The 24,141-nt window shown below is 58.4% G+C and carries 20 protein-coding genes; 11 read left to right on the plus strand and 9 right to left on the minus strand.

Going from position 1 to position 24,141, the window contains the following annotated elements; translation table 11 throughout:
• Window positions 1–31: 31 nt before the first annotated feature.
• From trpCF to G5171_RS03655, 4 genes are read right to left on the minus strand one after another with little or no spacing between them, the layout of a single operon-like run.
• On the minus strand, window positions 32–1,540 hold the full coding sequence (trpCF, locus tag G5171_RS03640) for a bifunctional indole-3-glycerol-phosphate synthase TrpC/phosphoribosylanthranilate isomerase TrpF (RefSeq protein WP_421259836.1): 1,509 nt from the start codon (window positions 1,538–1,540) through the stop codon (window positions 32–34).
• On the minus strand, window positions 1,540–2,568 hold the full coding sequence (trpD, locus tag G5171_RS03645; RefSeq protein ID WP_421259837.1) for an anthranilate phosphoribosyltransferase: 1,029 nt from the start codon (window positions 2,566–2,568) through the stop codon (window positions 1,540–1,542). Before trpD ends, trpCF begins: the two co-directional genes overlap by 1 nt.
• A gap of 10 nt (window positions 2,569–2,578) precedes the next feature.
• The gene (locus G5171_RS03650; RefSeq protein WP_421259838.1) at window positions 2,579–3,196 is read right to left on the minus strand and encodes an aminodeoxychorismate/anthranilate synthase component II; all 618 of its coding nucleotides are present in this window, start codon (window positions 3,194–3,196) and stop codon (window positions 2,579–2,581) included.
• Window positions 3,193–4,824, minus strand: coding sequence for an anthranilate synthase component 1 (locus G5171_RS03655; protein WP_421259839.1), 1,632 nt, complete (start codon window positions 4,822–4,824; stop codon window positions 3,193–3,195). The genes G5171_RS03650 and G5171_RS03655 overlap by 4 nt, the downstream gene beginning before the upstream one ends.
• A 436-nt stretch (window positions 4,825–5,260) precedes the next feature.
• Here G5171_RS03655 and rnm point away from each other — a divergent pair, with 436 nt between their 5' ends.
• The 5 genes from rnm (at window position 5,261) to rluB (ending at window position 9,339) form a co-directional block, all read left to right on the plus strand.
• Entirely contained in the window at window positions 5,261–6,142 is an 882-nt protein-coding gene (rnm, locus tag G5171_RS03660) for an RNase RNM (protein WP_421259840.1), read from the plus strand.
• Between the two features lie 106 nt (window positions 6,143–6,248).
• On the plus strand, window positions 6,249–6,869 hold the full coding sequence (locus tag G5171_RS03665) for an L-threonylcarbamoyladenylate synthase (protein ID WP_005338129.1): 621 nt from the start codon (window positions 6,249–6,251) through the stop codon (window positions 6,867–6,869).
• Window positions 6,862–7,725, plus strand: a complete 864-nt coding sequence (locus G5171_RS03670; protein WP_421259841.1) for a segregation and condensation protein A — start codon at window positions 6,862–6,864, stop codon at window positions 7,723–7,725. Before G5171_RS03665 ends, G5171_RS03670 begins: the two co-directional genes overlap by 8 nt.
• Window positions 7,709–8,281 carry an SMC-Scp complex subunit ScpB gene (scpB, locus tag G5171_RS03675; RefSeq protein WP_005350230.1) on the plus strand — a complete coding sequence of 191 codons (573 nt, stop codon included), beginning with the start codon at window positions 7,709–7,711 and terminating at the stop codon, window positions 8,279–8,281. The genes G5171_RS03670 and scpB overlap by 17 nt, the downstream gene beginning before the upstream one ends.
• Before the next feature lie 134 nt (window positions 8,282–8,415).
• Window positions 8,416–9,339, plus strand: a complete 924-nt coding sequence (gene rluB / locus G5171_RS03680; protein WP_005347347.1) for a 23S rRNA pseudouridine(2605) synthase RluB — start codon at window positions 8,416–8,418, stop codon at window positions 9,337–9,339.
• A gap of 111 nt (window positions 9,340–9,450) precedes the next feature.
• On the opposite strand, the gene G5171_RS03685 is transcribed toward rluB, so the two are convergent.
• From G5171_RS03685 to G5171_RS03700, 4 genes are read right to left on the minus strand one after another with little or no spacing between them, the layout of a single operon-like run.
• The gene (locus G5171_RS03685) at window positions 9,451–10,077 is read right to left on the minus strand and encodes a bifunctional 4-hydroxy-2-oxoglutarate aldolase/2-dehydro-3-deoxy-phosphogluconate aldolase (protein ID WP_216978359.1); all 627 of its coding nucleotides are present in this window, start codon (window positions 10,075–10,077) and stop codon (window positions 9,451–9,453) included.
• 14 nt (window positions 10,078–10,091) lie between these two features.
• Entirely contained in the window at window positions 10,092–11,054 is a 963-nt protein-coding gene (locus tag G5171_RS03690) for a sugar kinase (protein ID WP_216978360.1), read from the minus strand.
• Entirely contained in the window at window positions 11,051–12,481 is a 1,431-nt protein-coding gene (uxaC, locus tag G5171_RS03695) for a glucuronate isomerase (RefSeq protein ID WP_421259842.1), read from the minus strand. The genes G5171_RS03690 and uxaC overlap by 4 nt, the downstream gene beginning before the upstream one ends.
• 35 nt (window positions 12,482–12,516) lie before the next feature.
• Complete coding sequence (locus G5171_RS03700; protein ID WP_216978362.1) at window positions 12,517–13,965, minus strand: fructuronate reductase; 1,449 nt, start codon at window positions 13,963–13,965, stop codon at window positions 12,517–12,519.
• A 316-nt stretch (window positions 13,966–14,281) separates the two neighbouring features.
• On the opposite strand from G5171_RS03700, the gene G5171_RS03705 reads away from it, so the two are divergent.
• From G5171_RS03705 to tesB, 4 genes are all read left to right on the plus strand, one after another.
• Window positions 14,282–15,598 carry an MFS transporter gene (locus G5171_RS03705; RefSeq protein ID WP_005347334.1) on the plus strand — a complete coding sequence of 439 codons (1,317 nt, stop codon included), beginning with the start codon at window positions 14,282–14,284 and terminating at the stop codon, window positions 15,596–15,598.
• Window positions 15,599–15,714: 116 nt separating this feature from the next.
• Window positions 15,715–16,458, plus strand: coding sequence for an FCD domain-containing protein (locus tag G5171_RS03710; RefSeq protein WP_005347333.1), 744 nt, complete (start codon window positions 15,715–15,717; stop codon window positions 16,456–16,458).
• A gap of 27 nt (window positions 16,459–16,485) precedes the next feature.
• Window positions 16,486–17,673, plus strand: coding sequence for a mannonate dehydratase (gene uxuA / locus G5171_RS03715; protein WP_421259843.1), 1,188 nt, complete (start codon window positions 16,486–16,488; stop codon window positions 17,671–17,673).
• A 142-nt stretch (window positions 17,674–17,815) separates the two neighbouring features.
• The gene (gene tesB, locus G5171_RS03720; RefSeq protein ID WP_421250435.1) at window positions 17,816–18,682 is read left to right on the plus strand and encodes an acyl-CoA thioesterase II; all 867 of its coding nucleotides are present in this window, start codon (window positions 17,816–17,818) and stop codon (window positions 18,680–18,682) included.
• 78 nt (window positions 18,683–18,760) lie between these two features.
• Here the strand turns inward: tesB and aceK are convergent, their stop codons facing one another.
• Window positions 18,761–20,488 carry a bifunctional isocitrate dehydrogenase kinase/phosphatase gene (aceK, locus tag G5171_RS03725; RefSeq protein WP_421250434.1) on the minus strand — a complete coding sequence of 576 codons (1,728 nt, stop codon included), beginning with the start codon at window positions 20,486–20,488 and terminating at the stop codon, window positions 18,761–18,763.
• Window positions 20,489–20,694: 206 nt separating this feature from the next.
• Here aceK and G5171_RS03730 point away from each other — a divergent pair, with 206 nt between their 5' ends.
• Both G5171_RS03730 and thrA read left to right on the plus strand, forming a co-directional pair.
• A complete protein-coding gene (locus G5171_RS03730) occupies window positions 20,695–21,402 on the plus strand; it encodes a tRNA/rRNA methyltransferase (RefSeq protein ID WP_421259844.1) in 708 nt (235 codons plus the stop codon).
• A 260-nt stretch (window positions 21,403–21,662) separates the two neighbouring features.
• Window positions 21,663–24,140, plus strand: coding sequence for a bifunctional aspartate kinase/homoserine dehydrogenase I (gene thrA, locus G5171_RS03735; protein WP_421259845.1), 2,478 nt, complete (start codon window positions 21,663–21,665; stop codon window positions 24,138–24,140).
• The last annotated feature ends 1 nt before the right edge of the window (window position 24,141 follow it).

Raw genomic sequence — 24,141 nt, forward strand, 5'->3', positions numbered from 1 at the left:
TAGCTAAATCGAAACATCAAAAAGGGTTGCGTTACAGGTTGCGCAGTGCGCCGAAGGCGGCTGCAATTTTGTGCGCATCCTTCTGGCCCGGGGCACTCTCTACCCCGGAGTTGAAATCAAGGCCGAGGCAGCCTACTTGCGCCGCCTGCAGGGCGTTGTCGGGATTGAGGCCGCCCGCCAGCATCAGCTTGTTCTTGTCGAGCGTGGCCAGCAGGGCCCAGTCGAACGCCTGACCGGTGCCGCCGCTCTGGCTGCCGACTTTCGTATCCAGCAGCAGGCGATCGGCCGGGTAGTCGAGGGCGGGCAGCGGCTCGCCACTTTCCTTGCCGAGAGAGACGCCGACCGCTTTCCAGATCTGGCAGCCAGCGGGCAGCAGCGGACGCAGTTCCTCGATATAGGCAGCATCCTCATCCCCGTGCAGCTGGACTGCGGCGAGCCCCAGCGCATCTACCGTTTTGGCGATGGTGGCTGGCTGGGCGTTGCGAAATACCCCGACATAGGCGAGCGGCGCGCCCGCCATCACGGCGCGGGCGGCGGGAATGTCCACATAGCGCGGGCTTTTGGCTACAAAGATAAGACCGCCGAATACCGCGCCCGCCTGATGGGCTGCGGCGGCATCCTCGGCGCGGGTGAGGCCACACACCTTGTTCTGGCCCAGTACCAGCTTGCGCACTGCGGCTTCCAGATCTGGTTCGGCCATGAGGGATGAGCCCACCAGAAAGCCCTTGGCGTGGTGGCGCAGATCCGCCACCTGAGCGCGGTGGTTGATGCCGGACTCGCTGATCACCACCCGATCGCTCGGGATATCTTTAGCCAGCTGTTTGGTACGGTTGAGATCGACGCTCAAATCCCGCAGATCCCGGTTGTTGATGCCAATCACCGGCGCGCCCAGCGCGATGGCGCGGGTCAGCTCCTCCTCGTTGCTCACCTCGGTGAGCACGCCAAGGCCCAGCTCCTTGGCCACCGCGAACAGGGCGCGATACCCCTCGTCGGTGAGCACCGAGAGCATCAGCAGGATGGCGTCCGCCTGATAGTGGCGGGCCAGATAGACCTGATAGGGGTCAATCATGAAATCCTTGCAGAGCACCGGCTGCGATACGCGGCTACGCACCCGTGGCAAAAAGGTAAAATCCCCCTGAAAGAACTTCTCGTCGGTCAGTACCGAGATGGCGGTGGCGTATTTGCCATAGATGTCGGCGATGGCCTCCGGGCTGAAATCGTCGCGGATCAAGCCCTTTGAGGGGGAGGCCTTCTTGCACTCCAGAATAAAGCGGGTGGAGCCCGCCTTGAGCGCCCCGACGAAATCCCGATCGCTGGGGGTCAGCGCACTCTGGAAGCTCTCCAGTGGCTGGGCCTGTTTGCGGGCGGCAACCCACTCCTGTTTGGCCGCCACGATCTTGCCGAGAATGGTCTGGCTGATGGAGGCCATGTTCAGAAATGCATGGGGGGCAATAAGGTCTGACATCTCGTTATCCTTGCGAAACTGGCTCTTGCCCTGTGGGCGTTCTGAATGACTGCTGTGCGACATGGTGGCTGACATCATGCCTCCTGATGACCCGCTTCCTGATGGCTTAAAGTGGCGAGCCGAGCAGCCAGATCCGCTGCCTTGCCGCTCGCCAGCACCGCCAGCACCTCGGCCGCTGCGCTCTTGAGATCGGTCGCCTTGCCCGCCATCAGCAGCAGCGGTGCCACATTGGCGGCGATGGCGGCGTTGTGGGCCGGGGTGCCACGCCCTTCCAGGATGGAGGCGGTGATGGCGCGGTTCTCTTCCGGTTCCCCGCCCTGAATGGCGCTGACCGGATAGGTCTCGAGGCCAAAGTCAGCCGGGGTGATCATAAATTCACGGATTTCGCCGTCACGGATCTGGGCCACCTGGGTCGGACCGTGGATGGCAATTTCATCCAGCCCGGCACCGTGAACCACCATACCGGTTTTCAGCCCCAGTGCCAGCAGGGTTTCTGCGATGGGGCGCACCAGCTCGGGGGCATAGACTCCCATCAGCTGATAGGTGGGGCGCGCCGGGTTGATAAGCGGCCCCAGCACGTTGAACAGGGTGCGGGTCTTGAGGGCTTGGCGCACCGGCATGGCGTGGCGCACCCCGGCGTGGTACTGGGGGGCGAACAGGAAGCAGATGCCGAGCTCATCCAGACAGCGACGCGCCTGCGCAGGGCTCATGTCGAGCTTGATGCCCATTTTGTCGAGCAGATCGCTTGAACCCGACTTGCTCGAGACCGAGCGGTTGCCGTGCTTGGCCACTTTCAGGCCGCAGGCGGCGGCGACCAGCGCCGAGGTGGTGGAGACGTTGATGGTGTTGAGGCCATCGCCCCCGGTGCCGACGATGTCGCAGAACTCGTAATCCGGACGCGGGAAGTCGCGCGCTTCCGCCAAGAGCGCCTCGGCGGCGCCGGCGATCTCCTCCGGGGTCTCCCCCTTGATCTTGAGGGCAGTCAGCAGGCTTGCGAGCACGATGGGGTCCACTTCGCCACGTACCACCTGACCGAAGGCGTCGCGGGTACTTTCACGGCTCAGAGACTGACCCTGATAGAGGGTGTTGAGATGTTGATGCATGTTGGTCTCCTTACCGCACACTGCTTTCTGGACGGGTGATATGGGCGAGCGCCTGAGTCAGCAGACGGGCCCCTTCCGAGGTCATGATGGATTCCGGGTGGAACTGGAAGCCCAGTACCCGCTCATCCTGCTGCTCAATAGCCATGGGCATGCCCTGATAGTGGGCAATTACCGTCAGCTCTTCCGGTACATAGGTGGCGACCAGCGAGTGGTAGCGGGCCACTGGCAGCGGGCTCGGCAGGCCGGCGAAGGCGCCGTGGCCGTTGTGCTCAATCAGCGAACGCTTGCCGTGGACGATTTCGCCTGCTGCGCCGACGGTGCCGCCGTAGGCTTCGCACAGGGCCTGATGACCGAGGCAGATGCCGAGGATGGGCACCTGACCGCGGGCCAGCTTGATGAGGTCGATGAGGCAACCCGCTTCATGGGGTGCGCCCGGGCCCGGCGAGAGCACCAGCACGGCATCCCCTTCGCAGGCAGCGATCTCGCTCATGATGCGGCTCGCCGGCAGGCTGTTGCGGTAGATCCGCACCGGATAACCGAGGGCGCGGAACTGGTCGACGAGGTTGTAGGTAAACGAGTCGAAGTTGTCGAGTAGGAAGATGTTAGTGGCTGTTGATCCGGTACTCATTGGCTCACGTCCTTATGTTGCTCCTGCTGGGCGCTCAGGGCTTGCAGGGAGGTGCCATGGCTGGCGGCGATGGCGGCCAGCACGGCGGCCGCCTTGGCGCGGGTTTCGTCCGCTTCGGCTTGGGGTTTGGAGTCATAGACCACCCCGGCACCGGCCTGCACATGGGCCACGCCATCTTTCACGAAAGCAGAGCGAATGACGATGCAGGTATCCATCTCGCCAGCGCCGTTGATGTAGCCGACCGCGCCGCCGTAGCTGCCGCGGCGCTTGCCTTCCACCATGCGAATAAGCTCGCTGGCGCGGATCTTGGGGGCGCCGGTCAGGGTACCCATGTTCATGCAGGCCTGATAGGCGTGCAGGGCGTCAAGATCAGAGCGCAAGGTACCGACAACCTTTGAGACCAGGTGCATCACGTGGCTGTAGCGATCCACTTTCAGCAGTTCCTTGACGTAACGGGTACCCGGTTCCGAGATGCGGGCGATGTCGTTGCGGCCCAGATCCACCAGCATCAGGTGCTCGGCCACCTCTTTCTCGTCCTGACGCAGCTCCAGCTCGATGCGGCCGTCGAGATCCCGGTTGATGCTGCCATCCGGGTTGAAACCGCGGCGGCGGGTACCGGCGATGGGGTACATCTCCACATCGCGGCTGGCGGCGCAGAATTTCACCGCGCTCTCGGGGGAGGCGCCAAACAGGGTGAAGCCCTCATCCTGCACGTAGAACATGTAGGGGCTGGGGTTGGTCTGCTTGAGGCGGCGATAGGCGGCCAAGGGGCTGGGGCAGGGCAGGGAGAAGCAGCGGGACGGCACCACCTGGAAGATGTCGCCACGGCGGATAAAGCCCTTGAGCTTCTCTACCTCGGCGCAGAACTGTTTGTCGCTCTTGTCCACGCTCATGCCACCGGTCAGGGGCTGGGTGGTCAGCTCGGCGCTTAGAGGTTGCTGGCAAATCTGTTTGAAGTCGGTGAGCCGTTCGGTCAGGCGGATGTATCTGTCTTCCACCTGGCTTTCGTCGCTGTCGCCGCCAAAGATGCAGGCCAGCAGTTGAGTGGTGCGTTCGATATGGTCGATGGTGATCAGGGTCTCGGCCACGTAGAAGCAGTAGTCGGGGCAGTCGTTGCTCCCCTGTGGCACTTCGGGCAGATCTTCAAAAGAGGCGATGAGGTCGTAGGCAAAGCTGCCCGCCATAAACAGGGCTTCTTTACCCAACTGGCAATCAAGCTCCCGCTGCAGGGTGCGCAGCACGTCCAGCACGCTGCTCCCCTTGAGGCGGGAATCTTCATCCTGCTCCCGATCGGAGGCCGGGAAGTCGAGCTGCAATTCGCCATCTACCAGCGAACGAGCCACCACCGCAGGCAGACGGTCAGCTAGCAGGCTTTGCAACTGGGCGCCGTTGTCGTTCAGGCTGCGAACCTGCACGGTGCGGCCACGGCACTCGATGCGCAGGCAGGCATCGACCAGCAGCAGGCTCTGCTTGCCCGCCTTGGAGTCGATCTCCACCGATTCCAGCAGCAGGTTGTTGGGACGGCCCTGACAGAGGCGGGTATAGAGCGCCAGCGGATCGGCCACATAGGGGGCGTTGAGCTTGAGGGTATCGAATTCACCCAGAGGAAGGCGATGTGTGGCTGTCATAGTGCGTTCCCTTGCGTGTGATGCGTGTTACCGATGTTCATGACGTTGAATTCCTTAGAAATTTAATTGGTCCGGGGTGGCTGGTTCAGGGGCGCCATCGCCAGGTCAGCTTGCTTGTCTGAATTCTCGGTTTCATCACAGGTCCATTTGCCGGATAATAAAAAAGCCCGCTGGGGTCAGCGGGCTTTTTCTTTGGGTTCTTAATTTGCTGTCAGATTACAGGTACAGCAACGACCACACGCCCGCATGTCAGGGAGTGTGCCACCACCAGATGGTCAGGATGGAAGTCGTTTGCATGATAAAGTCCTGTAAAAAGATGTTTGCAATGAAGTGCCTACAGAAAACGATAAAGCCGCGGCCAAGTCAAGTCGCTTTTTAGCCTTCTTTCACCGATTTGCCATGAATGGTGACCTGACCACGAGAGCGGAATAACCTGATGAGATTCGATCTTCACTGCCATACCACTGCCTCCGACGGGGTGCTGAGCCCAGCCGAACTGGTGCGCCGCGCAGCCGAAAAACAGGTCGAGGTGTTAGCGGTTACTGACCACGATACCCTTTCCGGGCTTGATGAAGTACGCCGCACCATCGAAGCCGAGCAACTGCCGCTGCGACTGGTGAGCGGGGTCGAGATCTCCACCGGCTGGGAGCATCACGAAATTCATATCGTGGCGCTGGGGGTGGATGAAAAAAATCAGCAGCTGACCGACTTTCTGGCCGGTCAGCTGGCCCGTCGCGAGGCGCGCGCGCTGGAAATCGGGCGTCGTCTGGAGAAGTGCCTCATCCCCGGCACCTATGAAGAGGCCAAGGCGCTCGCCGGTGACGCCGCCGTGACCCGCGCCCACTTTGCCCGGGTGCTGGTGGCACGCGGGGTGGCCGACAATATGCAGAAGGTATTCAAAAAGTACCTGAGCCGTGGCAATAAAGGCTATGCCCCGGCCGAGTGGCCCGAGATGAGCGAAGCCATCGCTGCCATTCACGCCGCGGGTGGGCTGGCGGTGCTGGCCCACCCCAGCCGTTACGATCTCACCGCCAAGTGGATCAAGCGGCTGCTGGTGGCCTTCAAGGCGGCCGGTGGCGATGCCATGGAGGTCTCATTGCCCCAGCAGAGCCCGCAGGAGCGGGCCAATCTGGGCCAGTGGGCCAAGGATCACGACCTCTATATCTCGGTGGGATCGGATTTTCACTTTCCCTCCAACTGGACCGAGCTGGGCCGCCACCTCTGGCTGCCCAAAGAGGGGATGCCCGTATGGCTGGCCTATCCAAGTCACTTTGGGCTCACCACCGAGCAACACGCCGAGCTGCTGGCGAGTCGGTAACGGCGCCAGCGAAGCAGCCACAAACAGGTTAAGGTAGTGTCATGGGTCTTTGACCCGTGACCATACGAGCGGGCAGGTATTGCTGCCCCCATTGCGAGAACAAGCTATGAGTCAGCATTTTTACGTACATCCGGAAAACCCCCAGGCCCGTCTGATCGGTCAGGCGGTACAGATCATCCAGAACGGCGGCGTGATCGTCTATCCGACCGACTCCGGTTATGCGCTGGGTTGCCAGATGGGTGACAAGGGCGCGCTGGAGCGCATCTGCCGCATCCGTCGTCTCGACGCTAACCACGACTTCACCCTTGTGTGCCGCGATCTCTCCGAGATCTCCACCTACGCCAAGGTCGACAACAGCGCGTTTCGCCTGATTAAAAACAACACCCCAGGTGCCTACACCTTCATCTTCAAGGCGACCAAAGAGGTGCCGCGCCGTTTGATGAACGAGAAGAAGAAGAGCATCGGCATCCGGGTGCCGGACAACAAGATTGCCCAGGCACTGCTGGAAGCCCTCGGCGAGCCGCTGCTCTCCACCACTCTGATCCTGCCGGACTCCGAGATGGCCGAGTTCGATCCGGAAGAGATCTTCGACAAACTGGGCAAGCAGATCGATCTGGTGGTCAACGGCGGTTATCTGGGCGAGCAGCCCACCACAGTGGTCGATTTCTCTGACGACGAGCCGGTATTGCGTCGTCGCGGTGCCGGAGACCCGACCCCGTTTGAGTGATGTCGCTGAACCGGTGACTGTTCCTTCCGCCGAGACGGGGACTGGCGCCGCGCTACCCATCGCGAAAGTCCTGGGGCAGCCCTATCACGAGCTGCCCCAGGACCTGTTCATCCCGCCCGATGCGCTGGAGGTGTTCCTCGATACCTTCGAGGGACCGCTGGATCTGCTGCTCTATCTGATCCGGCGCCAGCAGCTCGATATCCTCAACCTGCCGATCCTGCAGATCACCGCCCAGTACATGGAGTATGTGGAGCTGATGCAGGGGCTCAACCTTGAGCTGGCGGCCGAATATCTGCTGATGGCGGCCTGGCTGGCGGAGATAAAATCCCGTCTACTTCTGCCGAAGGCACCGGAGCTGGAAGATGAGGGGGAAGACCCGCGGGTGACCCTGATCCGCCGCCTGCAGGAGTATGAGCGTTACAAGGTAGGTGCAGAGAGGGTCAATGAGCTGCCACGGGTGGAGCGGGAGATTTATATCGCCGCTGCCCTGCCCCCCGATTTTGGCGCCCTCAAGCCACTGGCGCCCGATGTTTCGCTGGTTGAGCTCGCCCTTTACATGCAAAGTGTGGTAAAACGCGCGACTCATTTCGAACATCACCAGATCCGCCGCGAACAGATCCCGACCCGGGTGCGCATGGCGGAGATCCTTGCCATGCTCACGCTGGGGCAGACCCTGCGCCTTGAGCAGGTGCTGCGCGCCGAAGAGGGGCGCATGGGGGTACTGGTGACGTTTCTGGCCCTGCTGGAGCTGTGCAAGGAGCAACTGATCTGGATCCTGCAGGCAGAACCACTCGGACCAATCCATTTCGCATTGGCCGAGCAGAGCGAGGAGGGCAACCGTGGCGCTGCCCACTGAACGACTCAAGACCCTGATCGAAGCTGCGCTGTTTGTGGCCGGTCGTCCGCTCAATGTCAGCGAGCTGAAAAGCAGCGTGCTGGCCGATTATCCGGTGACCAGTCGCTATGTTCAGCTACTGTTGGCCGAGATCAGGCAAGATTACAGCTCGCGGGGCGTCGAGCTCAAAGAGGTCGCCTCCGGCTGGCGCTTTCAGGCGCGTCAGGAGTATGCCGAAGAGCTCTCGCGGCTCTGGAGCGAGCGGGCGCCGCGCTATTCGCGCGCCGTGATGGAGACGCTGACCCTGATTGCCTATCGCCAACCCATCACCCGGGCCGAGATCGAAGCGATCCGCGGGGTGGCGGTGTCGAGCCAGATAGTGAATACCCTGAAAGAGCGTGGCTGGGTGCGCAGCATTGGCCACAAAGAGGTAGCCGGTCGCCCCGAGCTGCTCGCCACCACCAGAGAGTTTCTGGATTACTTTAATCTGCAGAGTCTGGAGCAGCTCCCCGAGCTGGATCCGGAGCTGCAACCCCTGTTGCCCTCTGCGGTGGACGGGGAGAGCGATGCCCGGTGAATGGCGCCCAAGCGTGCCGACGTCACCGAGATATACATTTTTCAACTGTGGCGAGTGCTCCAACCGGCGTTTGTTACAGTTAACCCCGTTGCCCCTATTACCTGTGGGCAGCGATCAACAATCAGGTAACCCCGATGAGTGAAAAACTGCAAAAAGTGTTGGCCCGCGCGGGTCACGGCTCCCGTCGTGAGATGGAGGCCCTGATCACCGCAGGTCGGGTCAGTGTGGATGGCAAGGTCGCCACACTGGGGGATCGCGTCGAAGTGAACGCCGTGATCCGGGTGGATGGTCACCAGGTCAAGACCCGTGCCGCAGAGGAAGTGATCTGCCGCGTACTGGCTTACCACAAGCCGGAAGGGGAGATGTGTACCCGTCACGATCCGGAAGGTCGTCCCACCGTGTTTGATCGTCTGCCCAAGATGGAAGGTGCCCGCTGGATCGCGGTCGGCCGCCTTGACGTCAACACCTCCGGTCTGCTGCTGTTCACCACCGACGGTGAGCTGGCCAACCGCCTGATGCACCCGAGCCACGAAGTGGAGCGGGAATACGCGGTACGTGTCTTTGGCGAAATCACCGAAGCCATGCTGCAGCGTCTGCGCAAGGGCGTGCAGCTGGAAGATGGCACCGCCAAGTTCAACAAGATCAAACCGGCTGGCGGTGAGGGTCTGAACCAGTGGTTCAACGTCACCCTGACCGAAGGACGCAACCGTGAAGTGCGCCGCCTGTGGGAATCTCAGGAAGTGCAGGTGAGCCGCCTGATGCGCATCCGCTACGGTGACGTCAAGCTGGACCGCGGCATCCCTCGCGGCGGCTGGCAAGAGCTGAAACTGCCGGAAGTGAACTACCTGCGCGGTCTGGTCAACCTGCCGCCGGAGACCGAATCCAAGGTCGACCTGCAGCAGGATGGCAAAACCAGCCGTCACAAGCAGGCCGCCCAGATCCGTCGCGCCGTGCAGCGTCACAAAGAGATGCAGGGCAAAGAGCCGCGCGCTCGCGCCACCACCGCCCGTCGCAAGCCGCAAGCCTCTACCCGCAACTCAGGTACCGGCAGCAAGTAAGCCGACAACCCGTTGCGAACTGCGTGCCGTTCAAGTGCGCCGTCGGCCAAATAAAAGGCCCGCACCATCTGGTGCGGGCCTTTTTTGTCAGCGCGTTGCCTGGCGGCAATATTATTGGACCTGTGCCACTGCTTCACGAGTGAGTCGGCCGATCTCTTCCCACTGTTTCTCTGCGATCAGTTTCTTGTCGACCATCCAGGAACCACCACACGCAATGACCCGCGGGATCGCCAGATATTCATTGATATTGTGAGTCGAGATCCCGCCGGTGGGCATCAGCGTGATCTGGGTATAAGGTGCCAGCAGCGCCTTGATCATCGCGCTACCACCTGATGCTTCGGCCGGGAAGAACTTCAGCGTCGTCAGCCCCATCTCCAGCGCCGCTTCAATGGTGCTGGGATTATTGACTCCAGGGATGATCGGGATGTTCAGCTCCTGACAGGCCTTGACGGTGTTCGGGTTAAAGCCGGGGGAGACGATAAAGGTGGCCCCTGCCTCTTTGGCTGCGATCACCTGCTCGCGGTTGAGCACAGTGCCCGCGCCAATCAGCATCTCAGGTTGGCTCTGGCGCAGCAGCCGGATCGCCTCGACCGCGGCAGCGGAGCGGAAGGTGATCTCGGCAACCGGCAGGCCGTTATTGGCCAGTGCCGCCCCCAGTGGAATGATATCTTCAGCCTGCTCGATGGCGATCACCGGGATCACTTTCAGGGCTTGCAGTTGTTCAGTAATGGATGACATTTGGTTGACCTCGTTTAGTGTGATGCCGGTTTGATGAAGCTGTCGGTGACACTGCGGGTTGCACTTTCCGGAATAATTGCCCCCTTGTGCTGAATGACTATCCCCGCCAGTCGGTGGCCCATGCGGGCGCACTCGTCGATCGCCCGTCCTTGCAGGTAGCCAGCCAGAAAACCGGCATTGAAGGAGTCACCGGCCGAGGTGGTATCCACCACCTTGCTGACCGCTTGGGTAGGGATAGTGATGGCAGGTTCCCCGGTTTGCAGGGCCTGGTAACAGCAGCCAGCCGCCCCCTGTTTGACTACCGCCTGCTGCACCCCGGCCGCCTTGAGGCGCTGCAGGGTCCGGGTCACATCCTCGTCCCCCCACAGGGCCTGCTCATCGTCGTCGGTGACCAGAGCCAGCGTAGTGATGGCCAGCAGTTGCTGGTAACAGGCCCGGGCGTCGGCCGGACTCTGCCACAGGGCGGGACGATAGTTGCTGTCAAAGATGATCGCCACGTCCGCCCGGTGCAGTTCAGCCAGCCACAGCAGCAGCGCCTGCCGATCTGCCGCGGGCAGGATCGCCAGCGAAATACCGCTGAGATAGAGCGCATCCACGTCGCTGACGGCCTGCTTGAGCTGTGGCAACTGCGGATGCTGCATCAGGTAACGGGCAGCCGAATCGTTGCGCCAGTAGAGGAAGGTGCGCTCGCCGTGCTCATCAAGCTGGATAAGATAGAGGCCGGGATGGCGCTGTTGGTCGATGAACACCGCGCTGGTGTCGATCCCGGCCTGTTGCCAGCGCGCGATGATTTGCTGGCTGAGAGGATCCTGGCCCATGGCGGTCAGATAACTCACCTGGATATCGGTGGGTTGGGAGGCACGCGCGAGATAGATGGCGGTATTGAGGGTATCGCCCCCGAATGATTGCTGCATGTCGCCAAAAGGCGTGCCATTGAGCTCAATCATGCACTCCCCGAGCAGGGCAATCCGTTTCATCCCCGGGCTCCTGGCAGCTGAAAGTAGCGGGTTGCATTGTGATAGCAAATATCCTGGATCATTTTCCCGGACAGCTGCAGATCACTGGGGATTTCGCCCTGCTCGATCCAGCGCCCCACCATGTCGCACAAAATACGGCGGAAATACTCGTGGCGAGTGTAGGAGAGGAAGCTGCGGGAGTCGGTCAACATGCCGACAAACTGGCTGAGCAGGCCGAGTTGAGAGAGCTGCTCCAGCTGGCGCTGCATACCATCTTTCTGATCGTTGAACCACCAGCCAGAGCCGAACTGGATCTTGCCTGCAATACCTCCCCCCTGGAAGTTGCCCGCCATGGTTGCCAGCACCTCGTTATCACGAGGGTTAAGGCAATAGAGGATGGTCTTGGGCAGCTCATCGGTTTGATCCATCTCATCCAGCAGATGAGCAAGCTCCCAGGCAAACGGCTTGTCTCCGATAGAATCAAAGCCACAGTCTGCGCCAAGCAGAGTGAACATGCGGCTGTTGTTATTACGTTGAGCGCCCAGATGCAACTGCATCACCCAGCCTCGCTTGGCGTATTGACGGCCGAGCCATACCTGAACGGCAGTGGAGAAGGCTGCAATCTGCGATCCGTCCAGCACCTCTCCGGCCAGTCGGCGCTGGAGCAGTTGAGTCAGGGTCGCATCGGAGGGAACTGGTGCATAACGCACTACTTCGATACCGTGATCCGCTGCGCGGCAGCCATGTTGGGCGAAGTGTTCAAGGCGTCGTTCCAGCGCGGTCAGTAAGTCGGCAAAGGTAGCAATGTCGACATCGGCGGCGGCTCCCAATGCCTCAATGTAGTCAGCAAAACCGGCTTGCTCGATCTTGAATACCTTGTCGGGGCGCCAGCTGGGGAGCACCTCGATAGCAAAACCGGGGTCCTCGGCAATCTGGCGATGATAGATAAGTGAATCCACCGGATCATCTGTGGTACCGACCATTCGGACATTCATCTGCTGCATCAACCCGCGGGCGGAAAAGGCCTGGGTGGCGAGCAGTTCGTTGCAGTGATCCCATACCTTGTCGGCGGTGTTTGGCGCCAGGGTGATACCCTCCAGACCGAAGGGGCGGCGCAGTTCGAGATGGGTCCAGTGATAGAGAGGGTTACCCAGCGTTTGCGGGACTGTCTGTGCCCACGCATTGAACTTGTCACGACTGCTGCTGTTTTTTCCGGTGATCAGTGCCTCCGGGATACCGGCGCTGCGCATGGCTCGCCATTTGTAATGGTCCCCCTCCAGCCAGATCTGGCCCAGATCATCGAATCGGCGATCTTCGGCGATCTCCCGTGGATTGAGATGGCAGTGGTAGTCATAGATAGGCATATCAGCGGCATAGTCATGGTAGAGATGACGTGCCGCATCGCTGTTCAAAAGAAAATCCTTACACAGGAAAGACTTCATATTCATTTCTCCCTTGGCTCTGTCATTGCCAGATATGGTGATTAGAGCGCAGCGACGCAGTGACGGGCACCGTGGTCAAGCAGTCCTTGATAGGCCCGAGTGACCGCATCGACAAAAGCACCCTGTTGCGGCAGTTCCGGGCCAAAGATGGCCTCAATGGCCAGCAACGGTTTGACCACGTTGCAACTGAGGCCGTGCTCTGCATAGATCGCCTGGAAGCGGGGTAGCAGGGGATCCCTGACATCGATCACCTCACCGTTTTCTCCCTCACCGCTGACATAACGCATCCATCCGGCGATGCCCAATGCCAGATGCCGGTAATCACTGCCGTTCTTCAGATGGAAGAGGACGGAGTCGACCATGCGTTGTGGCAGCTTTTGACTGCCATCCATGGCGATTTGCCAGGTCTGGTGTTTGAGCGAGGGGTTGGTGAAACGGGCGATCAGTTGTTGGGCATAGCCCTCGAGATCAGTTCCAACAGGCATGTTCAGGGTTGGCGCCTGTTCATTGAGCATCAGATCAAGTGCTGCCTGGCGGTAGGCCGGATTGGTCATGGTGTCTGCGATATGGGCATAGCTGCCGAGGTAGCCGAGATAGGCGAGAAATGAGTGGCTGCCGTTCAGCATGCGCAATTTCATCTCTTCAAAGGGCACGACATTGCTGACAAATTCGGCACCGGCCAGATCCCAGTCCGGTCGGCCATTGACGAAATTATCTTCAATCACCCATTGCCGGAATGGCTCGCAGGCAATACCACAGGGGTCAGCCACACCAATGGCCTGCTCAATCTCGGCCAGCGTCTCCGGGGTGGCTGCAGGTACGATGCGGTCGACCATGGTGCAAGGAAAGGTGACCTGCTCACGGATCCAGGATGCCAGCTCTCCATCGAGCAGTTCGGCAAATCCCAGAATGGACTGACGTGCAACATGACCATTTTCCTGCACGTTGTCGCAAGACATGACAGTAAAGGGAGGGAGGCAACGCTCTTTGCGCAGGCGCAGGGCGGCAACGATGCAGCCGATGGCGGAAGTGGGGGCATCAGGGTGCAGCAAGTCGTGCTGGATCAACGGATTCTGCGGGTTGAACTGCCCGGTGGCAGGGTCTGCACAATAGCCTTTTTCAGTGATCGTCATGGATACAATGGCGACTTGCGGTTCTGCCATCTTCTCTAGGATGGCGGACATGCCATCAAAGGTGGGATGCAGTGACTCCACCACAGAACCAATCACTTTGGGGTGTACGCTCTCGGCCCCCTTCTCCAGCACGGTGTAGAGGTGGTCTTGTGCTCTGAGCGAACGGATCAGCTCCTCTCCACCGAACAGGTTGACCTCGCAGATCCCCCAGTCACCTCCGCCAGCTGCGAGCGTCTCATGGGTAATCAAGGCTTGGTGGGCTCGATGAAACGCGCCGAAGCCGATATGAACTATCCGGTTTCGCAGTGCTGCTCGCGGATAGGGGCTCAACATCAATTCACTCAGCTTGTTCTTCATCTTTTCTTGCCTCGATTTATAAATTTTTGCACATCACCAGAGTCGCAGGTTGGCGCCACAGGCGTCAGCCAACCGTTGTGTGTCGTGACATGACTTGTGTGGGTAACTGGGATATCAGCCTCTGCATGCTATCTCCAGGTCAGCCATAAGTCTATTTTGGTTGACCAAATAGATCTTTTTTTGAGATCGAGATCAACCAAATGAGTTAAGTTGGTTGATCTATGGCTGTCACCTCAAGATGATGGCCGCACATCGCAGTAGTCAATATGCCTTGATGTGGCCTGACTCATTTAAATTGGTGGTTGAAGGATTCATTATGAGCATCAAAGTTAAAAACTTGAGGTGGTATATCATCGCCTTGGTTTGTCTTGGCACAATAGTCAACTATTTATCCCGCAGCTCATTGAGTGTTGCCGCACCTCAAGTAATGAGTGAGCTGAATTTTACAGAAAAAGAATATTCATGGATCGTAAGTGCATTTCAGATATGTTACACAATTGCACAGCCGATTGCTGGTTATATAATCGATATGATTGGTTTGAAAGTAGGCTTTTTTATTTTTGCAGTCGCTTGGTCTCTATTTAATATGGCGCATGCATTTGCTGGCGGCTGGATTAGTTTGGCGGTATTGCGTGGCGGCATGGGGTTGACGGAGGCTGCGGCTATTCCAGCAGGGATGAAAGCCAGTGCCGAATGGTTTCCAGCCAAGGAGCGTGGCATTGCCGGTGGATTGTTTAACGCTGGCACCTCAGTCGGAGCCATGCTTGCTCCTCCGTTGGTAGTCTGGGCAATGCTAACCTTTGAAAGCAGTGGGTTAGGCACTGAAATGGCATTCATAATCACCGGAGGTGTGGGGATCCTCTTTGCGATCACCTGGTTTCTTGTATATCGCTCCCCCAGAAAACATAAATGGATTTCCCAGAACGAGCTGACATATATAGAAGAGGGGCAAGAGAAACATCTCACAGCCAATGAGGGTAAGCCTGAAATAAAAGAAATTATCAAACAGCGTAATTTTTGGGGCTTGGCAATAGCAAGGTTTCTAGCAGATCCAGCTTGGGGAACGCTCAGTTTTTGGATGCCTCTATACTTGACTTCGGTAATGCATCTTCCTCTTAAAGAAATTGCCATGTTTGCTTGGTTACCATTTCTTGCTGCTGATTTTGGATGTATTGCGGGTGGATTTATTGCAAAGTTTTTCATGGAAAAACTTAATATGACAACACTGAATGCACGGCGAGCTACTTTCACCATTGGGGCGATACTTATGTTGGCAATTGGCTTTGTCAGTATTATTAAGGATCCCTACGTGGCGATTGCCTTGATGAGTATCGGTGGATTTGCTCACCAGACGTTGTCAACCGTGGTTATTACCATGTCGGCAGACCTTTTCAAGAAGAATGAAGTGGCGACAGTCGTTGGCCTTGCGGGTTCGGCAGCCTGGATTGGCCAGCTATCGTTCACTCTGGTGATGGGGGCCTTGGTGGCAATTATTGGTTATGGGCCTTTCTTCATTAGCCTCAGTGTCTTTGACTTGGTGGGTGCCGTTGTGCTGTGGGTATTGCTAAAAGAGCCGGCAGCCCAGAGGTTGACTCATCTTCACATGGAGAAGGCTGCAACAACGCTCTCATAAGCATGTCAGAGGGTCTCCAAGGTGTTGATACTGGATATCATGATTACTTTGGTTGACCAATTGTTGTTGGTTGCTTACCATTTTGGAAAACTACGCTACCAATTTGAGAGCAAGCCATGAGTGTTGAAGTAAAGCGTCAATATCGTGAAGTTGGTGAGTTTATCAAGGAAGAGTTGGCTTCAGGCAAGTACGCCTTGGGCTCCCGTCTTCCTCCTGAGCGCGACATTGCTGAACAGGTGGGAGTGGGGCGCTCTGTGGTGAGAGAGGCTCTCATCATGCTCGAGATTGAAGGTTTTGTAGAAGTGAAGAAGGGGTCCGGTATTTATGTCATTGCGATCCCCTCCGAGCCAAATTTCAGCCCGAATGACACCGTGATGGGACCTTTTGAACTGCTGCAAGCCCGGCAATTGCTGGAGAGCAATATCGCAGAGTTTGCCGCCATTCAGGTGACTCCGTCAGATATACAAAAAATGCGCGCAGCCCTGGAGGCCGAACGTCGTGATGTCGAGAGTGGTGAGGGTGAAGAGGGTGATATGAATTTTCACCTGGCAATAGCCGAAGCGACTCATAACAACATGCTGGTGGCATTGTGGCGCCAGTCTTGGGTTAGTCGAGAAAATAACCCGATGTGGCAGCATTTGCATGACCGGATTGCCACTACTGAATATCGCAAAGAGTGGTTGAATGACCATGTTGCAATCTTGTCTGCAATGCAAAAAAAAGATCCTGCGGCAGCCAAACTGGCGATGTGGACCCATTTAGAGAATGTCAAACAGCGATTGATGGAGTTGTCAGATGTTGATGCTCCCGAGTTTGACGGATTTTTGTTTGGCTCTTATCCAGTCAGATTTTCAAGTTAGCGAACGAATTTAAACCAAGAGGTAGTAATGGAACAAACATGGCGCTGGTATGGGCCTAATGACCCGGTAACCTTGAATGATATCAAACAGGCGGGGGCAACTGGTATTGTGACTGCCCTGCATCATATACCAAATGGTCATATCTGGAATAAAGACGAGATACTCGCTCGCAAAGCATTAATTGAAGAAAAAGGTTTAACCTGGTCGGTAGTTGAAAGTGTACCTGTACATGAAGAGATCAAGACACATTCTGGCCAGTATCAGCAATGGATAGAGAACTATAAAGAGTCGATCCGTAATCTGGCTGCATGTGGCATCGACACGATTTGCTATAACTTCATGCCCGTACTGGACTGGACCCGAACCGATCTGGAATACGAGATGCCGGACGGTTCCCGAGCCCTGCGTTTTGACCATATTGCGTTTGCCGCCTTTGAGCTCTACATCCTCAAGCGCCCGGGTGCCTTGCACGAATACTCACCGGAAGAGCAGCAACAGGCATTCAGCTACTTTAATGAAATGAGCCCGGAGCAAATAGAGACACTGACCCGGAATATCATTGCCGGCTTACCTGGTGCTGAAGAGGGTTATACTCTGGAAGCATTCCAGGCTCAGCTGGATAAATACAAGGATATCGACAAAGAGCGTTTGCGAGAGCACCTGGCCTATTTTCTCGATGAAATAATCCCTGTTTGTGAAGAGTCAGGCGTCCGTTTAGCTGTCCATCCGGATGATCCTCCCCGCCCGATCCTGGGGTTGCCGCGTATCGTCTCTACCATTGAGGATATCGCATGGCTGGTTAACCGAATTCCCAGTCAGGCCAATGGTATTACCATGTGTACCGGCTCTTATGGTGTGCGTGGGGATAATGACCTGGTTGATATGATAAAACGTTACGGGAATCGTATTTACTTCACCCATTTGCGTTCAACCAAGCGGGAAGATAATCCGAAGACATTCCACGAAGCGGCTCACCTTGATGGTGATGTCGACATGTATAATGTGGTATTGGAAATTGTACGTGAAGAGCAACGGCGACTGAAAGATGGTGATAATAGACTTATCCCCATGCGGCCAGATCATGGTCATCAGATGATTGATGACCTGAAGAAGAAAACAAATCCAGGATACTCATGTATTGGTCGTCTTAAAGGGCTGGCTGAAGTGAGGGGATTGGAAATGGGTATAACCAAGGCATTTTTCTCAAATAACTGACCATTATCGTGTCTGGTTGAATAGAAGACAGGAGGCTATCGAGCCTCCTTTCTTCTATCCGGAAATCCTTGATTGCCAGCCAAAAGATTGCGCCCCGGATCAGCTCTTGTTAGCCTGTGCGGCTCTGATATAGGAGTGAACAATGAGCAAGGTACTTGATGAGCTGCTGGCGTTGCTGGCGCTGGAAAAAATCGAGGAGGGCCTGTTTCGGGGCCAGAGCCAGGATCTCGGTCTTCGGGCCGTGTTTGGCGGACAGGTAATGGGGCAGGCCTTGTCAGCCGCCAAGCAGACGGTCGAGACCGGCCGTCAGGTTCACAGTTTTCACTCCTACTTCCTGCGTCCGGGGGATGTGACCCGTCCCATCGTCTATGACGTGGAGAATATCCGTGATGGTCAGACCGTCTCCACCCGCCGGGTCAAGGCGATTCAGGGCGGCAAGCCCATCTTCTATCTCAACGCCTCGTTTCAGGTGCCGGCCGATGGTTTCGAGTATCAGGCGCAGATGCCCACCGGCATCACCCCGCCGGAGGAGCTCAAGAGTGAGCTGGAGCTGGTGCGCCCCTACGAGAACCTGATCCCGGCCTCCCTGCGCGACAAGATCCTCTGCGAGCAGCCCATCGAGATGCGTCCGGTGACCCTGGTCGACCCTATTCGCCCGACGGTGCAGGATCCGGTGCGTCACGTCTGGTTCAAGGCCAACGGCCAGATGCCGGACGATCTGCGGGTGCACAAATACCTGCTGGCCTACGCCTCCGACTTCAACTTCCTGCTCACCTCGCTGCAGCCGCACGGGGTGTCGTACTGGGAGCCGGATATGCAGGTGGCCACCATCGATCACTCCATGTGGTTCCACCGGGATTTCCGCTTCGACGACTGGCTGCTCTACGTGGTAGACAGCCCGAGCGCCAGCGGCGGTCGCGGTCTGGTGCGCGGCCAGTTCTTTACCCGTGATGGCATGCTGGTGGCGAGCACCATGCAGGAGGGGGTGATCCGCCGTCGCGGCAGTTAAGGCGCAAAGCGGTCAGCAAAACGGGGTGGCTTGGGCCACCCCGTTTTCGTTGCTGCGATGTGCGCGGATTCTGTGGACTCAGCCGCCGCGCTGGTATTTGAAGCGCTTCTTGCGCCGGTAGGGATAGACATCCTCGAACACCCCCACCTTGATGTTGCTCTGCAGCATCTTCCAGTAGTTGGCGTCGAACATCTCCTTGTGCAGCTGCAACATGATCTCGCGCACCTGTGGCTTTTGCAGCAGGAAGGTGGCGAACTCCTCGGGGAAGATGTCGTTGGGGGCCACCGAGTACCAGGGCTCGGCGCTCCACTCATCCTCGGGGTAGCGGGGCGGCGGGATCTGGCGGAAGTTGCACTCCGTCATGTAGCAGATCTCGTCGTAGTCGTAGAAGACCACCCGGCCATGACGGGTGACGCCAAAGTTCTTGAACAGCATGTCCCCCGGGAAGATGTTGGCCGCCGCCAGCTGCTTGATGGCGTTGCCGTACTCCTCCAGCGCGAGCCGCGTCTGCTGCTCGTCCGCCTTGTCCAGATAGAGGTTGAGGGGGATCATCTTGCGCTCGGTGTAGAGGTGCTTGATCACCAGTTTGTCGTCGCTGATGGTGAGCGCCGACGGCGCCACTGTCTTGAGTTCGGCAAGCAGTTCCGGCGAGATGCGATCCAGCGGAAACTCGAAGTTGGTGAACTCCTGGGTATCGGCCATCCGGCCAACCCTATCGTGCTGTTTTACCAGCCGGTATTTCGCTTTCACCTGCTCGTGGCTCACATCCTTCGGGGGAGTGAACTCGTCTTTTATCACCTTGAACACCACATCGTAGGAGGGGAGGGTAAACACGCTCATCACCATCCCCTTGATGCCGGGGGCGATGATGAACTGATCCCGACTCTGTGCCAGATGGTGGCGGTAGTGGCGATAGAGCTCGGTCTTGCCGTGCTTCTGGCAGCCGATGGCGTTGTAGATCTCGTAATCGGGCTTGTGGGGCATGATTTGACGCAGGAAGGCGACAAACAGCGCTGGTTCGCGGGCATAGACCATAAAGTAGGCGCGGGCGAAGCCAAACACGATGGAGGCGAGATCCGGCTCGAAGATGACGGTATCCACATAGATGCTGTGGCCGGTGCTGAGCAGGGGCAGGATAAAGGGGAACACCTGATCCTTGACCCGAATAAGCCCCACCAGATAGGCCCCCTTGTTGCGGTAGAACACCTCTTTGAGCAGCTCGATGGCAAACGGCTCATCATGAAGGATGTGCGGGCCGTTCTCGGCAAGATGGCGGTGGATGTCGACAATATCCCGCTGCTTGTCCTCATAGGGGAGGGTGAAGCTGTAATCCCCCAGCAGCTGACTCAGGGTCTGCGGCAGGTGGGCCAGATCGGTGCGATAGATGCGCAGCAATGCGCTGAGATCGGGTTTGTCACCGCGGCTGACGAAGGGGTGGATATAGAGGTTTTCGTCGCGGATATTGCGATGGCGAAAGATCCGGCGATAGACGGAGTTGAAGAAGGACTCCGCCACCTCGAAGTTCTCGCACTTGGGCAGCAGATCGCTGAAGGCGCTTTTGACCCGCTTGAGCAGCTCCTGGGTGGCGTGGTGCTCCCCCATCATCTGGCGGATGGAGCTGGCGGTAGCCCCCACATGGTGGTCATAGAGGCGAATTCGCTCGCGCCCGGCGAGCTGTACCCCCAGCCAGTCACTGTTCTCGAAGCGGCTCTTGCTGCCCTGGGTTATCTCGAGAAACCGGCTGTAAAACGACTCGAAGCGTTGCAAGATAGTCTCGGCGACGGCCTGTTCCAATGGCTGCTGCATCTCTCTCTTCCTTGTGATCTGTCGGGCCGATAGCGCGAAGGATTGGGTGTAATTTGTTCACACGTCAGGCCACTATCGCAACATTCAAACGTCTGTTCAAGTGGCAATTTTCGGGGATAAACGGTAGATTGCGCCCCTGTTTTGGTGATGGTTTAGCGACTGTTTGCTGTCTGTTTGAGAGGCCATCCGGCCTGTGAGGAAACCCGATGAAGCTCTATTTTGTCCTGGTGGCACCTGCCCGACCTGCAAATGTGGGGGCGGCTGCCCGCGCCATGAAAACCATGGGATTCGATGCCATGCGACTGGTGGCGAGCCGGGTACACGAAGAGGATGAAGCGAGTTGGGTAGCTCACGGTGCCCAGGAGATCCTGACTCAGGCCGAGGCGTTCGATACCCTGCCCGAGGCGCTGGCCGACATGGATCTGGTGATCGCCACCACCGCCCGTGAGCGCGGTCGCTACCAGCACTACCTCACGCCGGGGGAGATCCGCGAGCAGATCCGCAGCAAGCCTTCCCTCAACAAGGTGGCCATCGTTTTTGGCTGCGAGGAGTCGGGGCTCTCCAACGAACAACTGGCCGAGGTCGATCTCATCAGCTATCTGCCCCTCAAGGTGAGCTACCCCTCCCTTAATCTGGGGCAGGCGATCATGCTCTACGCCTACGAGATGAGTCAGCTGATGGATGAGCTGAACGCCGACTGCGGCGCTGCGGTAGCAGAAAATTTTGATAACGCCGGGCAGGTTCGGGTGCTGAAAAGCAAAACAGCAGAATTGCTGGGTGAACTCGGAGTTTCGCAGGATGAAAAACTGCATCAGTGGGTGATGGACCGGGTACCCATGCTGCCGCAGCGGGATTTGAACATGCTCCACCTGCTCTGCAAGGACCTTGCCCGCAAACTTGGCAAAGAGGTTTAAGTTGACAGCCCTGCGCCCGGCGCGGTATTGCTAAAAGCCAGTTTCGTTCACGAGTGTTCGTCATGCAGCTATTCACCAACATCATCACCACCACCATTATTACCGGTACCACCACAGGTGGCACTGGGGCCGGTTGATGCGCTGACGAACAAGCACAGAAATCAGAAAAGGCCCGTACCCACCCAGTACGGGCCTTTTTGTTGGATGATTTTCAGACCGGTTTTTCGGTTATACAGCAGGGATTACAGGGAGAGAAAGCGATGAGAGTGTTGAAGTTTGGCGGGTCATCTCTGGCCGACGCAGAGCGTTTTTTACGGGTTGCCGACATTGCGGTGAATACCCATGGCCAGTCTCAGGTAGCCCTGGTGCTGTCTGCTCCTGCCAAGGTAACCAACCATCTGGTGGCGCTGGTGGAGCAGACCAGCCGTGGCATGGATGCCAGCAGTACCCTGTTTGAAGTGAACGGTATCTTCTCCCGCCTGCTGGCCGGGTTGAAGGCGGCTTATCCGGCGCTGGATGACAAAGCGCTGCAGGCTCGCCTCACCAGCGAACTGGATCAGGTGGAGCGGCTGATGCAGGGCATCCGCTTGCTGGGCCTCTGCCCGGACAACGTGCAGGCGCGCATCCTGAGCCGTGGCGAGAACCTCTCCATCGCCTTTATGCACGAACTGCTGCGGGTGCGTGGCCTCGAGCTGGGTCTTATCGTGCCGGAAGAGCTGCTGGTGACCGATGGCGGTTATCTGGAAGCCCATGTCGATATCGAAGCCTCCCGGGTGCGCTTTGCCGCCAATGGCTTGCGTCCTGTTGTGGCAGAAAAACAGCAATGCCTCTATCTGATGCCGGGCTTTACCGGCGGTAGCAACAAGGGCGAAACCGTGCTGCTGGGCCGTAACGGCTCCGACTACTCCGCAGCCGTCTTGGCCGCCTGTGTCGATGCCGAGTGCTGCGAGATCTGGACTGACGTCGAGGGCTGCTACAGCTGTGACCCGCGTCTGGTGCCGGATGCTTACTTACTGAAAACTCTCTCCTACAAGGAGGCGATGGAGCTCTCCTACTTCGGCGCCAAGGTGCTGCACCCGAAAACCATCGCGCCGGTGGCCCAGTTCCACATTCCCTGCCTTATCAAAAACAGCTTCAACCCGCAGGGGCCGGGCACCCTGATCGGCCCCGAGAGCGGCGACGATGATCTGAAAGTGAAGGCTATCTCCGATCTGGCCGGCATGTGCATGTTCAACGTCTCCGGCCCCGGCATGAAGGGGATGGTCGGCATGGCCGGTCGCATCTTCTCCGCCGTCTCCCGCGCCGGGGTCAGCATCGTGCTGATCACCCAGTCATCTTCCGAATACAGCGTCAGCTTCTGTATCCACAGCTACGACAGCGACAAGACCCGCAAGGTGCTGGAGCGCGAGTTCGAGCTGGAGTTCAAGAACCAGCTGCTCGACCCGCTCGAAATCATGAACGATCTGGCCATCATCTCCCTCATCGGTGACGGCATGCGCACTGCCAAGGGGATGGCGGCCCGCTTCTTCACCTCGCTGGCACAGGCATCCATCAATATCGTTGCCATCGCGCAGGGCTCCAGCGAGCGCTCCATCTCGGCGGTGGTGCGTTCCGGCAAGGTGGCGGAAGCGATCAAGGCGTGTCACCAGAACTTCTTCGGCAGCCAGCACTTTATCGACCTGTTCGTGGTCGGGGTGGGTGGCGTCGGCGCGGCACTGGTGGATCAGATTGCCCGCCAGCAGCCAGTACTGGCCGAGCAGGGCACTGGTCTGCGGGTGGTCGGTATCGCCAACAGCCGCCAGATGGCGGTCAGCAAGGATGGCCTGAACCTCGCCAACTGGCGCGAACAGCTGGTGGAAGCCCGCGACAGCTTCTCGCTGGACGGGGTGAAAAAGCTGGTGGAAGAGAGCCACATCATCAACCCGGTGATCGTCGACTGCACCTCCTCCGAGGCGGTGGCCGTCCAGTACGCCGACTTCCTCGCCGCCGGTTTCCATGTGGTCACTCCCAACAAGAAGGCCAACACCGGCTCGCTCGATTATTACAAGGCGCTGCGCCGCACCGCCCGTCAGACCCGTCGCAAGTTTCTGTACGAGACCAACGTGGGCGCCGGTCTGCCGGTTATCGAGAACCTGCAGAACCTCATCATGGCCGGTGACAAGCTGCGTGCCTTCGACGGCATCCTCTCCGGTTCGCTCTCCTTTATTTTCGGCAAGCTGGACGAGGGGATGGCCTTCTCCGAGGCGACCAAAATTGCCCGTGGCAACGGCTTTACCGAGCCGGATCCCCGCGACGATCTCAACGGCATGGATGTGGCGCGCAAGCTGCTCATTCTGGCTCGCGAGGCGGGCATGGCACTGGAGCTCTCCGATGTCGAAGTGGAGCAGGCGCTGCCGCCCGGATTTGACGCCAGCGGCGATGTGGAAGCTTTTATGGCCCGCCTGCCGGAGGCCGATGGCTGGTTCCGCGACCAGTTCGCCGCCGCCCAGCGTGAAGGCAAGGTGCTGCGCTATGTGGGTTCCATCGAAGGTGGCAAGTGCAAGGTCGCCATCAAGGCGGTCGGGGCCGACGAGCCGCTGTTCAAGGTCAAAGACGGGGAGAACGCGCTTGCCTTCTTCTCCACCTACTACCAGCCGATCCCGCTGGTGCTGCGCGGCTATGGCGCCGGTACCGAAGTGACCGCGGCGGGCGTCTTTGCCGACGTGCTGCGCACCCAGAACTGGAAGCAGGAGCTATAAG

The sequence above is a fragment of the Aeromonas sp. 600774 genome (assembly GCF_049175075.1).
Lineage (GTDB): Bacteria > Pseudomonadota > Gammaproteobacteria > Enterobacterales > Aeromonadaceae > Aeromonas > Aeromonas veronii_A.

Coding starts and splice junctions, on each gene's coding strand:
- trpCF (WP_421259836.1), bottom strand. CDS start 1,540: ATGTCAGCCACCATGTCGCACAGCAGTCATTCAGAACGCCCACAGGGC.
- trpD (WP_421259837.1), bottom strand. CDS start 2,568: ATGCATCAACATCTCAACACCCTCTATCAGGGTCAGTCTCTGAGCCGT.
- G5171_RS03650 (WP_421259838.1), bottom strand. CDS start 3,196: ATGAGTACCGGATCAACAGCCACTAACATCTTCCTACTCGACAACTTC.
- G5171_RS03655 (WP_421259839.1), bottom strand. CDS start 4,824: ATGACAGCCACACATCGCCTTCCTCTGGGTGAATTCGATACCCTCAAG.
- rnm (WP_421259840.1), top strand. CDS start 5,261: ATGAGATTCGATCTTCACTGCCATACCACTGCCTCCGACGGGGTGCTG.
- G5171_RS03665 (WP_005338129.1), top strand. CDS start 6,249: ATGAGTCAGCATTTTTACGTACATCCGGAAAACCCCCAGGCCCGTCTG.
- rluB (WP_005347347.1), top strand. CDS start 8,416: ATGAGTGAAAAACTGCAAAAAGTGTTGGCCCGCGCGGGTCACGGCTCC.
- G5171_RS03685 (WP_216978359.1), bottom strand. CDS start 10,077: ATGTCATCCATTACTGAACAACTGCAAGCCCTGAAAGTGATCCCGGTG.
- G5171_RS03690 (WP_216978360.1), bottom strand. CDS start 11,054: ATGAAACGGATTGCCCTGCTCGGGGAGTGCATGATTGAGCTCAATGGC.
- uxaC (WP_421259842.1), bottom strand. CDS start 12,481: ATGAATATGAAGTCTTTCCTGTGTAAGGATTTTCTTTTGAACAGCGAT.
- G5171_RS03700 (WP_216978362.1), bottom strand. CDS start 13,965: ATGAAGAACAAGCTGAGTGAATTGATGTTGAGCCCCTATCCGCGAGCA.
- G5171_RS03705 (WP_005347334.1), top strand. CDS start 14,282: ATGAGCATCAAAGTTAAAAACTTGAGGTGGTATATCATCGCCTTGGTT.
- G5171_RS03710 (WP_005347333.1), top strand. CDS start 15,715: ATGAGTGTTGAAGTAAAGCGTCAATATCGTGAAGTTGGTGAGTTTATC.
- uxuA (WP_421259843.1), top strand. CDS start 16,486: ATGGAACAAACATGGCGCTGGTATGGGCCTAATGACCCGGTAACCTTG.
- tesB (WP_421250435.1), top strand. CDS start 17,816: ATGAGCAAGGTACTTGATGAGCTGCTGGCGTTGCTGGCGCTGGAAAAA.
- aceK (WP_421250434.1), bottom strand. CDS start 20,488: ATGCAGCAGCCATTGGAACAGGCCGTCGCCGAGACTATCTTGCAACGC.
- G5171_RS03730 (WP_421259844.1), top strand. CDS start 20,695: ATGAAGCTCTATTTTGTCCTGGTGGCACCTGCCCGACCTGCAAATGTG.
- thrA (WP_421259845.1), top strand. CDS start 21,663: ATGAGAGTGTTGAAGTTTGGCGGGTCATCTCTGGCCGACGCAGAGCGT.